The organism is candidate division WOR-3 bacterium, from assembly GCA_016867815.1.
Lineage (GTDB): Bacteria > Hydrothermota > Tepidihabitantia > Tepidihabitantales > Tepidihabitantaceae > UBA2258.
In genome coordinates this window covers 1-12,236 of record VGIR01000086.1, presented here as the reverse complement: position 1 = coordinate 12,236, position 12,236 = coordinate 1, and the positions used below count along the sequence as shown (strand labels likewise).

Sequence of the window (12,236 nt, the reverse complement as noted above, 5' to 3'; positions counted from 1 at the left end):
GCAGCCTGTCTGCGTCTGATCACGGCGTTGGCTCAGGAAGAAGCGGGTGAGTGGGCTGCTCAACCCACGTATCTGGACATGAAGGAACTGGCGTTGTGGGACGCGCTCAGCCAGCCGCTTCCGACCGGCCCAGAAACGGGGACACCTTACTTTTCTCAATACGAAGCTCGTCAAGGGCATCGGGACCACGCCCCAATTCCGCCCGCCCATTTGACACGCCCGTCTCCGAATCCTAGAATCCAACCATGCTGAGAGTGCAGGTCGTTCCGACGCTGCTAGACTGGGCGTGTGAGCGGGCCGGCTTCACCATCGCGGAGCTGGCACACCGCATTCCTCAGCTTCCGGCATGGGTGCGCGGCGACTCGCAGCCGACGCTAAAGCAGCTTGAAGGTTTCGCCAGGGCAACTCACGCTCCTCTCGGTTTCCTGTTTCTGAAAGAGCGGCCGGTCGAGACCATGCCGATTCCGGATTTTCGCACGGTCGCGAACGCACAGGTAAGACGCCCAAGCCCGAACCTGCTCGACACTCTCTACATTTGCCAGCAGCGTCAGGAGTGGTACAGGGATTTCGAGCTGGCAATGGGTGGCACACCGTTGGCGTTTGTGGGCTCGGTCACGGTCGCTCAGGGCGCGGTCAGGACCGCAGCGCGAATCCGTCACGCACTTGGGTTCGACGTTGAGGAACGTAGACGGCAGCCGACGTGGACCGACGCGCTCCGCCGCTTCATAGAGCAGGCCGACGATCTAGGCGTGCTGGTCATGGTGAGTGGCGTCGTGGGTAGCAACAACCGGCGCAAGCTCGACCCGCAGGAGTTCCGGGGGTTCGCCCTGTCCGATAGTGTCGCCCCGCTTGTCTTTGTCAACGGCGCCGACACCAAAGCCGCGCAGATGTTCACGCTGGCGCACGAGCTGGTTCACATCTGGCTGGGCCAGTCGGCCCTCTCTGACGTACAGGCGGGCCTGTTGCCGGATCACGAAGTGGAACGCTGGTGCAATCATGTTGCTGCCGAACTGCTCGTGCCTCTGAACCTATTCCGCGACGAGTACGACCGTCGCGCAGAGCTGCGCGAGGAAACTGCCCGCCTAGCGAAACGCTTCAAAGTCAGCACGCTGGTGATTCTGCGCCGTATGCACGACGCGGGCGGGCTGACGCGGGACGCATACTGGACTGCATATGATGACGAACTCGCACGATTGCGCGCGCTGCCGAAGGGCAGCGGCGGCAACTTCTATCTGACATTGGGTGCGCGAGCCAGCAAGCGGTTCGCCCGCGCTCTAGTAGTCAGCACACTGGAAGGTAGATCTTCCTTCACAGAGGCTTTCCGGTTGCTCGGATTCAAGAAAATGTCCACATTCGAGGACTTGGGGCGCAGCCTGGGACTGGGCGCCTGATGGCCTACGTACTCGATGCCAACGTGTTCATCAGCGCCAAGAACCTGCACTACGGGCTTGACTTCTGCCCGGCGTTCTGGGACTGGCTTGTCGAGAACAACGCCGCCGGGAGAGTCTTCAGCATCGAGAAGGTCGGGGACGAGATATTGGCCTTGGCGGACGATTTGTCGGCATGGGCCGGGGCACGGGGAGCGGGGTTCTTCCTCCGGCCCGATGCATCCGCGGTTCCTTCCCTGGGCGCGGTGAGCGCCTGGGCCACAGGGCAGCGCTACGAACCTGCCGCCGTGAGCACCTTTCTCCAGGTGGCCGACTACTACCTCGTCGCGCAGGCCCGCGCCGGCAGGCACACGGTTGTCACGCATGAGATACCTTCAGCCTCTACGCGGAAGATCAAGATTCCTGATGCCTGCATCGGTCTCAACATCAAGTGTATGACGCCCTACGAGATGCTACGCCTCGAGCGCGCACGCTTCATCCTGGGGCCAAGTCCTTGAGCGGTACCTCTGCGGGAATCTCGGAGACAGGGCCGTCCGTCGGCTCTGGGAGAGCTTGAAGCCATCTCCCGATTGCGCCCGCCCATTTGACATGTGGAATCCCGGCCACGCGGCAGTAACCTCTTGAGCCGCGGGGCCGCATGTCCTGACTCCGACCGCCGCACCGCTGAGTCCGTTCCTGCGTCTGAATAAGTGGACAAGGTGGGGAGGGCTAGAGGAAGAAGTGAAGTGTCCAAAGCCCGGACACGGACTGGTAGTTTGAGTGGAGTTCCCTTAGATGGAACCATCATAGCGAGAGTGTCCCTCCCGCTATTCTATTTTGACCACCCACTCGACGCAACACGGCACAGCCGCGGGTTCGCACAGCTGTCCGACTGAACGAGGGAGCGAGTCCCGTGCTAGATGATCTCCGTGCCTCTTTGGCTGGTTGTGAATCTCACGTCTGAGCTCGCCGGCGATCTGAAGATATCGCTTGCCCAACCGCTTCCTGCCATCTACAATTAGTAGTGGAGTCGGTCCCCAGTCCCCGCCGGCACCGTGATCGCCAGGCGAGCAGACGCCAGTCGGGCGAGCCCGGACGGGTTCATACGGCGAGCCATCTGTTCCGCCAGGCGCGCGCGGCCTTCTACCGCGAAGACGAGGACGAGGCACTGGGGATGTTGCTCGAAGCGCTGCACCTGGCCCCGACCAATCTGCACATTCACTACCTGGCCGCGCTCTGCGCCGACCTGCTCTCCGAGGAGGAGACGCTCGACAATATCTGCGCCCACGCGCTAGAGACAGACCCCCGGCACCCGTACACGACCGCCTGTGAGGCGGTACGGTATCTCTACCTGTCCAACTTCTCCCGGGCCGAGGACCTGTTCAACCAGGCACTCCGGCAGTTGCCGGGCGATCTCGATATCCAGATCGGGCTCGGCATCCTGCATGAGTACTCGGGCGACGAAGAGAAGGGCGTCGCCGCGTTCCGCCGGGCGCTGGAGTTCGACCCGAACAACGTCCGGGCCCGCGTTTCGCTGGGCGTGGCCTACGCCATGAGCGGGGAATACCAGAGCGCGCTGGAGGAGTACGTGCGGGCCAAGACGATCGACCCGAGCATCGAGAACCCTCACGAGAAGCTGGGCCGGGACTACTATCTGGACGGCATGATCGAAGAGGCATCGACCGAATTCGGCCGCGCCCTGGCCGAAGAGCCGGACGAACCAGCGCCCTATTTCTACCAGATGGACTGCCTGAACCGGCTGGGCAAGTTCGATGAAGCGCTCGACCGGTATGAGGCAATCAAGCTGAAGTTCGGCAACGAGCCGGAGTTGACCAGCGGGTTCTATGAGTATTTCCACATGCGGCGCGAGGCCCAGGCCGCCCTCGAGGCCCTGGTCCTCCGCGACCCGAAGGACCCGGAACTGCTGATGCGTCTCGCCAATCTGCACCGTGAGTCGAAGCAGTTGGACCAGGCCATGGCCGCCGCTGCGGCCGCGAACAAGCTGGACCCTGAGAACCCGGACACATTCAGCTTGCTGGGATCGCTCCATTTCGAGCGCGGTGAGTATCAGCGGGCGATTGAGGCCTGCCGTCGGGCTACCCAGCTCAACCCTTCCGACCAGTCGGCCTATGTGACGCTGGCCGACTCACTCCTGTTCCTGGGCCGCAACGAGGAAGCACAGGCCGCCGTTGAGGAGATGGAGCGGAACCGCCAGGAAGCCTGGCGCCGCTACCAGGACCGGTTCTCTGGTCAGGACCGCGCCGACGCCGGTTTCTGACAAGACCTCGGTCAAGTCAGGAATCCCCACACCGTCCTTTACAGTCCGTGCAGGGGGAGGTATAATAGCTTGCTTGACTGGTGAGGCGGGAGACGGTCAGTCAGGCGGCAAGAGCATCTCAACCTCCGCTAGCTCCTAGGATGCCCCCATTCTATGAGGTAGTCAAATCAAATAGCCGCTTGAGTTCCACCCCAACCGTCCCCGCCTCCTTTTGGTTTTCCTGAACTAAACCTGGCGAGAGCCGATGCGGCCCAGCCGTCCTGCGAGACGGATAGCGGCTGTCATGGAACCGGCTGACGCCCTGCCCTGGCCGGCGATGTCAAAAGCGACTCCGTGCAGCGGGGAGGTACGAACCCGGCCGAGCCCGAGCGTAAGGTTCACGCCCTGGTCCCGGCCAAGCAGTTTGGCGGGAATCATCGCCTGGTCGTGGTACATGGCGACGAAGCCGTGAAAGGAAGGGGTCCCGGGGTTCCGGGGTTCCGGGGTTCCGGTCGGGCAACCCGAACCCTCGAACCCTCGAACCCTTGAACCCTCTCTCATCAGGTTGGCGATGGCGGCGTCGGCAGGGATGGGACCGGTCGTGTTGATGCCCGCCTTGCGGACTCGGGCAATGCCGGCGGCGATGCGTTCTTCCTCGCCGAGGCTGAACTCGGCGGCGTGCGGATTGAAAGCCATCACGCCGATTCGCGGGCGCTTGACGCCGCTGTCCTTCAGGAATCGGCAGAGCAATTCCACCTTCTCCGCTACGGCGGCTGCAGTAATGTGCCGGCTGACACGGGCCAGCGGCTCGTGGATGGTGACGAACACGACCTTGAACTTCGGGGTCCACGCGAGCATGGCGTGACGTCTCGCACCCAGTCGCTCGGCCAGGAACTCAGTCTGGCCCGGCCACCTGAAGCCGGCCTGGCGCAGCGCCTCCTTTGAGACCGGCGCGGTGACGAGCGCGGATAGGCGCTTGTCTCTGAGCTCCCTGACCCCGGCTTCAAGGCATGCAAGTGCGGCAGCGCCGCAGTTCCGCTGTGCCCGTCCCATCTTGAAAACACCGAGCCGACCGGCAACGTCCTCGACGCAGGAGAGGTCGACCTTGGTGCCCAGCCGCTTCTGTTCCCGTGCGAACACGCTGCGTGACCCGAACAGGCGACACCGCAGCCGGGGAGTCCGGGACAGGGACTTGAGAATGACCTCCGGCCCGATGCCGGCCGGGTCGCCCATAGAAATGCCGAGAGGAAGTGGCCTAGTGGTCGAGTGGTCTAGTGGTCCAGTGCCGGAATCCTCCACTCGATCACTGGATCTCTTGATCACTGGATCACTTCCGCGCTAGTAGTGGCTCAGCGTGCCGCTGCGGCGGGTAGAGCGGTCGATAGCGGCGAATATCACCAGCCCGAAGACGACCCAGACGACGCACAGCACCGCCACGCGGAGGAACGCAGCGCCGACCGAGAAGCCCATCTGCTCGCCCAGCAGGAAGTGCCGCGCGGCCAGGATGCCGTAGGTGGTCGGGACCCCGAGCGCGGCTTTCTGCATGAATACGGGCAGGACCGCAAGCGGGTAGGCAATCGGTGTTACCACCATCAGTATGCTGCCGAGCGCCTCGGAGATGAGCCAGCCCTGTTTGAAGATGAGCGTGGTCGAGGCCATGATCATGCCGATGCCGTAGAGCGCGACGAGCATCAGGCCGATCATCGCGAGGGCGGGCAGCAGCCCGAGCGGGTTGACCTTGATGTTGAAGACCGCCAGGACGAAGAGCAGCTGTACGGCTATCATCAGGAACTGGTGCAGTATCGAGTGCATCGACATCCCCATGGTGAAGACCCAGCGCGGCACCGGGGCGGCGAACACCGCCTCGAGTGTGCCGTACATCTGTTCCTTGCGCAGGCTGAAGCCCATTGCCCACAAGGCCATGTTCATAAACCCGATGAAGACATAGCCGATGGTGATGAAGCTGACGATGTCAGTCGTGCCGACGAGCTTCGCGAGGTTCGGGGAGAATCGCCCGCCCACCAGAGCAACCCCGTAGAGCACGTACGGTAGCAGGTAGACGACCGGGTCAATCAGGCTGCGGAGAAAATCGAGCGGGTAGGTCAGCTCGAGCTTCCACTCCTTGATGTTCTCGGCCCAGACCGCGTTCGCGTAGTGCCGCAACCGGAAGAAGAGTGGCCAGGTGGTCGAGTGGTCAAGTGGCCTAGTGCCGGCTTCCTTCACTTGATCACTGGGTCTCTTGATCACTGGGTTACTTCCTCTTCAGTGCATCCCTACCGTTCCGTCCCGGCGGGTCTTCCGTTCGAGCGCGACGAAGGTGTAGTAGCCCCCGAGCAGCAACGCCGCATCCATTCCCAGCAGGATTCCCGTGATTCTCCACAACCCGACCGCCTGCTGGTTGAGCAGGATGATGCCGCGGATGGCGACCAGCGCCCAGGTCAGCGGTATCAGCACGCTGACGAACGACGTAATCGGGTTCATCTGTACCGGGTAGCGGATGGGCGAGAAGAGAAAGAAGACCCACTCGAGCGTATGGACCCAGCCGTGGACTTCCTTGATGAGCAGGGTGAACCCGGCGAAGGCGATGGCGAAGCCGTAGAACCCGAGCATCAGCAGGACGACGAGCAAGAGCACCGGCAGAACCTTGGCGACCGTGAACGAGATGCCGAACGGCATGAGGCTGATTATGGTAGCCTGCAGGAAGACGATGCACGTGGTAATGCTGGCCTCGGCCAGCGTCTTGCCGATGAGGACAATCAGCGGGTGTGTGGGCGAAGCGATGATGTACTCCATCGTGCCCCAGTATGTCTCTTCGCGCAGGCTGTTGCCGACTCCCCAGAGCCCGGAGAAGACGAAGTTCGACACCATCGCGCCGATGAGGATGAAGGCCATGTAGTTGCCCGAACCGGTGAGCTGCTCAAACGCGGCGCTCGTGCCCGAGCCGACCATCGCTTTGCCCTGGAAGAGGAACGGGAAAACCCAGAGCACGGGGAAGATCGCCCAGAAAACGACGATGACAGGATAGGAGAAGTAAATACGTATCGTCTTGGCCATCTCGGCCCGAATGACGTACGCGGTCGCGGACAGGCTCATTGGGCCTCGGGCTTGTTCTCGGCCGTGTCGGCGCCGAGCGACGTGCCGGTCTCGTACAGGAATACGTCCTCGAGCGTAGGTTGCTTGATGTCTATTCCCAGTATGCGGCCGCCCTGGCGCAGGTGCTCGATTGCCTCGGACAGCACCGCCTCGGCGCGCTTGGCCACAACCTTGAGCGTAGTGATGCCGTCCTTGAACTCGGATGCGACGCGTTCGACCCCGGGCAGAGTCTGAATCGGCGCCGTGTCCGGCTGGCCCTGGAGGCGGATTTCCAGCACCTCGGTATGGGGAATATCGCGCTTGTACTGCTCCGGCGTCTTCACATTGACGATCTTGCCCTTGTTGATGAAGGCGATCCGCTGGCAGAGTTCGTCCGCTTCGTCCATGTAGTGCGTGGTCAGGAGTATCGTCTTGCCCTGCTTCTTGTTGAGCTCGTCTTTGATGAACTGCCGGATGAAACGGGCGAACTGCGGGTCGAGACCGAGCGAAGGCTCGTCGAGCAGGATGAGGTCGGGGTTGTGCAGAATCGCCCGGGCCAGGCTCACTTTCTGCTTCATCCCCGACGAGTAGCGCTCCAGTCGATCGCGCTCGACCTCTTTCAGACCCAGGAGCTCAATCAGGAAGTCAACCCGCTTGTCGCGGGCTTTACCTGTCAGCCCGTAGAGGGCGGCGAAGAAGTTAAGGTTGTCGCGCGCCGAGAGCTTCCAGTAGAGCGTCCGCTCGCCCGAAGTCAGGAGCCCGATGCGCTGACGGCAGTAGAGCGAATCCTTGAACGCGTCGTGCCCGAGCACCTTCACGGTCCCGGCGTCGGGAATCAGGAGGGTGGCTATGCAGCGCACGAGCGTGGTCTTGCCGGCGCCGTTCGGACCCAGGAGACCGAACAACTCCCCGCGCGGCAACGTCAGCGTCGCGCCGTCCACCGCGCACGTTATCTTCTTCTTCAGACCGCGGCCGCGGCGGAAGTTCTTTACTACCGCCTGTACCTCAAGCGCTGGGCTGTCAGTCACGTCTCTGTTCATGCTGGCCGCAATCATATGCTGGTTTAGGCAGCGGGTCAAGGGAGCGGGGCCCTTCCGGCGTGCGGTTCCGGTCCAGCCGGCGCTCATCAGGATTCAGCGAAGCTCTGGCTGCTGGGCTAGTGCCTGCTTCGTCTCTTCTGCGGCGAACCGCAAGAACTCGGCAGCGTATCGCTCGAGGTCGGGTGTCGTCTGCCCGTGTTCTGCGAGGCGATTCGTCCATGCCGCCGTGACTGCAGGCCGCCTCTCCGGTGGAACTGCCGCGACCGCCCAGTTGTACGCGCGTTCTTTGGAGACGATGCAGCGGTGGCGCGCCGTGTAGAGGATGCGGCAGGCAGTGAGCACGGCGTAGGCGTTGTGGCGGAAGGCACGGTCGGAGCGATCACCGGCGTTCCTGGCGAGATCTTCCTTCAGATAGTTGAGCTCCAGGAGCAGCGCGTCGCTCAGGTATTGGTCGGAAATCGCCGGGGCGATCTGCCTCGCATCCTTGCCCCAGAGGGTCACGCCGCATTCCCCGACGTTCAGCCAGATGATCGGGTTGCCGTCAGACCCGTGCCGGACGAGCTTCCCCGAATAGAACCCGCAGCAGCGCGACTGCTTGTCGAGGAACTCCCCGTTGATGACGAACCGCATGTCCAATTTCGCGGTCCACGGGTTGCTGCCGGCCGACTCTCTGAACCACTTCTCCAAGGCCGAGAACTCCTCGTCGTTCAGATCCCGGCGCGTCACCACGACCGCATCAACGTCGCTGCAGCGTTCGTCGAACGCGCCGTAGGTCAGCGAACCCCAGGGGTAGACTCCGACCAGGTTGTCCTTGAGGATGACGGGGAAGTCAGCCGCGATGCTGCGGAGCAACGCGGCGACTTCTTCCTGTATTCCTGCGAGTCGGGTCGAGGTTTCACCACGTCCGGGCATGGTCCGCCCGCCTTCGGCGTTAGAGACTCTTGAAGTATCGGACCAGCGGCATGGGAACGTACCCGGCCTTCTCTTGCGAGCGGAACACCGGGACGAATGCCACCAGCGTGAGCTGCACAAGTGCCGCGACGTCTCCGTCGCGGATTGGACGGGTGTTGATCGCAGCGCTGTGTTCTGAGTCCATGCTGCTACCTCGGTGCCGCGATTGCCGTCTCGGCTGCTTTCTCCATGGCGTCTGCAGCACCGTCCCATGTCCACTGCCTCGCCCATGCGATCGCCTGCTGCCCGAGCCGGTTGACTAACGCGTGGTCGGACAGCAACCTCTCCAGCCTCTCGGCCAGCGCCGGGACGTCACCGTACTTGTACACCAGGCCATTCACGCCGTCCCTTGATGAATCGCGGAGGCCGGGCGAGTCCGCAACAACCACCGGCGTCCCGCAGGCGTTCGCCTCCATCACGATCAGTCCCCAGCCTTCTTTGACCGAGTTCTCGGCCAATGCCGTGGCCCGTCGATACCAGTTCACCTTCTCCGCTTCGGGCACGAACCCGGTGAACCGGACCTTGGCGCCCAGTCCGAGCTTCGCCGCCAGCGCCTCTAGCCTCGGCCTGTCGTCGCCGTCGCCGACGACCACGGTCGTGGACTTCACGCCCCGATCTTCGAGCAACCTCGCCGCCTGCAGCAGGTGATCGGTCGCCTTGTATCGTTTGAGCCGACCTACGTGCAGCACCAGCGGCTCGCGCGGCACAGAGCCATCGGGGCTGAACCGATCGAAGTCGGTCCCGGGAGGAATCACGGCTATCCGGTCCGGGTCGATGCCGACTCTTACCGTGTCCTGCTTGGAACTCTCGGAAAGCACGGCGAATCGACATCGCTTGTACGCGAGCGGAATCATGGTTTCGGCCGCCCATACGTACGCCGCCATCGGCGGCAGGGTCTCGCGGAAGATGCTGCCTCGGAAAAGATGCATCAGGATGGCAAGAACCGGTCGCTTCGTATGCCAGGGGGAGTAGAACGGGATTTTGTTCAGGTCGTCGATGACGATGTCGGCGCCCAGCGATTCGGCCAGCCGTCCCACCTGTCGTCCCGCCGTGAAGTTGAACGTGAACTTGCCGCCCGCGCGGATGACTCGAATACCTTCGATCACCTCCTCGGGCTCCGACCCCGCGAACCGCTCGCTGAGCAGGGTCACCTGGTGGCCGCGACAGACCAGGCGCGAGAAGACCTCCTGGAAGTAGACCTCGGCGCCGCCGGCCAGCGGGTTCCTGGGGCAGCGCCAGTTCACAACCAGCATTCTCATTGATGCTCATATTATTGGCAGATGCAGGACGGGTCAAGGATTCGGATCACCGGGTGGTCGCTCGGAGGAACTCCCCAAGCTCACGGGATTGTGGTCCAGCCGCAAGGGGCTGGCAGGACCTCAAACAGAGGCGCGGCGCACCGTGGGCTCTGGTGCGCCGCGTTTCCTATCGGTCCCCGTCGAGAGTGTTGACTAGTGAGGAGGGGACTTTTGAGCGCTTCCCACCGGAGAGAACCTCAGCTTGGCTCGGTCTGACTCTCATGGCACACCGCTATCCCAGCATGTGGTCACTTGCGTGCATTCGTCGTGCCAGCCAGTTTGCAGCAAAGTAGAATCTGCAAGATTAACAAATTCAATCACTTACGGACAACCATGCCTAGAGAGACGAAGCCGCGACGTGGATGAATTCGGCTGGCCGCTTGATTCTGCTGCAGCAGGATACTACGACTGCTCAGCTAGAGGTGGTACTCGGCTATCTTGCGCCGAAGCGTGTCTCGGTGGATTCCAAGCAGTTCGGCTGCGTGGGTCTGGTTGTTTCCGGCCTTCTGAAGGGCTTCTTTGATGGCTTGGCGCTCGATGTCCTGAAGGTTGAGCGTGCCGAGAGCGGTCTGGAGCGGGGGGCCGTCCGAGGTCAGGCGTTGGCCGTCATCTTCTGCGCTAGCTGTGTCTTGCGGTCCAGTCGTATCAGGTCTGGGCGTCTGACCATTCATGAGTCGGGCCATGCCGAGCGCCGGCATCACGTGACCGAGCCCGATCTCGACGCTGCCGTCGTACTGGGCGCGTTCGTATGCTCGCTCGATGATGTTGCGGAGCGAGCGGATGTTCCCGTGCAGCAGGTCTTCGCTACCGTCAACGTGCTGTTGCACGACCTGGCGGATGAGTCTGACCGCGGTTTGCTCGATCCCCAGTTGCCGTTTGTGCCTGGGGTTGGCATTCATCGTCTGGATTGTGAAAAGGGCGATGTCTCGAATGTCGGCCTCGACAGTGTCGCCCGGTTCGCTTTCCCAGCGTTCGCGTATCGACGGCACCGGGATGCAGTGCTGGACCAGGCGGCCATAGAAGTCCGGGCGGAAGCGGGTCTGCAGTTCCGGCACAGTCCGGTTGGTGGCGGCGACGATGCGCATGTCGATCTGTATCTCGTGAGAACTACCGACGCGCTTGATGCGATGGTACTCCATGGCCCGGAGGAGCTTCACCTGCGTCTCCTGTCCGACGTCGCCGATTTCGTCGAGAAAGACGGTCGACCCCTGTGCCGACTCGAGGATTCCGGCCCGCTCGCCGGTGGCGCCGGTGAATGCGCCGCGTTGGTGGCCGAAGAGTTCGTCTTCAACCAGGTTGGGGCTGAGCGCAGCCATGTTGACGGTGAGAGGATACTGGCGGTCGCGATCGCCGTCGACGTAACGGTAGCTGCAGCGGTGCAGGGCATTGGCGACCAGCTCTTTGCCCACTCCCGGGCTGCCCAGCAGCAGGACGGTGGCATCGGACGGGCCGATTCGCTCGATTTCGTAGGCGAGGAATGCCATCTTCCGGGCGCGGCCGATGACCAGGTGATGCTCGGTCTCCCAGCGGCTGCGCTGTTCGTCGGTCAGCGGTCGGATGGCGAGCGCGTCGATGGACGAGGCGATCTTCGGGTAGTATTGATCGCCTACCGCTGCTTCGGGCACGAAGGAGCAGAGGCCGTATCCGGGCCGGATAATGAACTCCGAGAATTCGCTGGTCGATTCCATCCCGATGCGGCAGGAAACGAAGATGACGGGCGCGATCCGGTCTATGTTGTTCTGGCGCAGGTAGCCGTAGATGAGAAAGCCCTGCAGTGCCTTGATGTCGAGCGTGCGCCGCAGGGGCCGGAGTATTTCCGGGTAGTCAACCAGCTTCTTCTCGTCCTCGATATGGGTGAAGTCCACGTCCTGGACGATGAGCGAAACGAACCGGGACCGGTTCCGGCTGTACCACTGGCGAAGAGCGGCGAAGCAGTCGAGATGGACGTAGTCGAATTCGCGCGCCAGCCGGCCTCCGTCGTACCGGCCGATGTTCGCGACCAGGCTCTCGTAGCTGGTCGCAAGGTCGTCGACTACCAGTATGACGGGCCTAGACATCGCCTTGGCTCGGGGTAGCAGTCAACCGGTTAAGTGTATGGAGCACCAGGCGCAAGTCAAGCGACTGAGGCCCGCGAACAGTTCTGGCCTGGGTACATGGTGACCCCCTGAGAGAGGTAAGACGGTCAGCGGGAATTGCTCCGCGGAGATGGAGAGAGATGAGACGGAACGTGCGTGAGATTTGTCGGTCGGCA

At 62.6% G+C, this 12,236-nt stretch carries 10 protein-coding genes; 3 read left to right on the top strand and 7 right to left on the bottom strand.

Annotated features, from left to right (window positions below):
• Positions 1-248 precede the first annotated feature (248 nt).
• The 3 genes from FJY68_11425 (at position 249) to FJY68_11415 (ending at position 3,645) form a co-directional block, all read left to right on the top strand.
• Positions 249-1,391 carry an ImmA/IrrE family metallo-endopeptidase gene (locus FJY68_11425; GenBank protein MBM3332438.1) on the top strand — a complete coding sequence of 381 codons (1,143 nt, stop codon included), beginning with the start codon at positions 249-251 and terminating at the stop codon, positions 1,389-1,391.
• Positions 1,391-1,885, top strand: a complete 495-nt coding sequence (locus FJY68_11420) for a DUF4411 family protein (protein ID MBM3332437.1) — start codon at positions 1,391-1,393, stop codon at positions 1,883-1,885. Before FJY68_11425 ends, FJY68_11420 begins: the two co-directional genes overlap by 1 nt.
• Before the next feature lie 506 nt (positions 1,886-2,391).
• A complete protein-coding gene (locus FJY68_11415) occupies positions 2,392-3,645 on the top strand; it encodes a tetratricopeptide repeat protein (protein ID MBM3332436.1) in 1,254 nt (417 codons plus the stop codon).
• Between the two features lie 225 nt (positions 3,646-3,870).
• Here FJY68_11415 and FJY68_11410 read toward each other — a convergent pair whose 3' ends face one another.
• The 7 genes from FJY68_11410 to FJY68_11380 all read right to left on the bottom strand — a co-directional run bounded on the left by FJY68_11410 (position 3,871) and on the right by FJY68_11380 (position 12,042).
• On the bottom strand, positions 3,871-4,857 hold the full coding sequence (locus FJY68_11410; protein MBM3332435.1) for a hypothetical protein: 987 nt from the start codon (positions 4,855-4,857) through the stop codon (positions 3,871-3,873).
• 105 nt (positions 4,858-4,962) lie between these two features.
• Positions 4,963-5,871 (bottom strand): ABC transporter permease, encoded by a 909-nt coding sequence (locus FJY68_11405; GenBank protein MBM3332434.1) that lies wholly within the window; start codon positions 5,869-5,871, stop codon positions 4,963-4,965.
• 15 nt (positions 5,872-5,886) lie between these two features.
• Positions 5,887-6,717 carry an ABC transporter permease gene (locus tag FJY68_11400; protein MBM3332433.1) on the bottom strand — a complete coding sequence of 277 codons (831 nt, stop codon included), beginning with the start codon at positions 6,715-6,717 and terminating at the stop codon, positions 5,887-5,889.
• On the bottom strand, positions 6,714-7,823 hold the full coding sequence (locus FJY68_11395) for an ABC transporter ATP-binding protein (protein MBM3332432.1): 1,110 nt from the start codon (positions 7,821-7,823) through the stop codon (positions 6,714-6,716). Before FJY68_11395 ends, FJY68_11400 begins: the two co-directional genes overlap by 4 nt.
• Before the next feature lie 6 nt (positions 7,824-7,829).
• A complete protein-coding gene (locus FJY68_11390) occupies positions 7,830-8,918 on the bottom strand; it encodes a DUF4111 domain-containing protein (protein ID MBM3332431.1) in 1,089 nt (362 codons plus the stop codon).
• Positions 8,837-9,946, bottom strand: coding sequence for a glycosyltransferase family 4 protein (locus tag FJY68_11385; protein ID MBM3332430.1), 1,110 nt, complete (start codon positions 9,944-9,946; stop codon positions 8,837-8,839). The genes FJY68_11390 and FJY68_11385 overlap by 82 nt, the downstream gene beginning before the upstream one ends.
• A 455-nt stretch (positions 9,947-10,401) precedes the next feature.
• Entirely contained in the window at positions 10,402-12,042 is a 1,641-nt protein-coding gene (locus FJY68_11380; GenBank protein MBM3332429.1) for a sigma-54-dependent Fis family transcriptional regulator, read from the bottom strand.
• Positions 12,043-12,236: the final 194 nt, after the last annotated feature.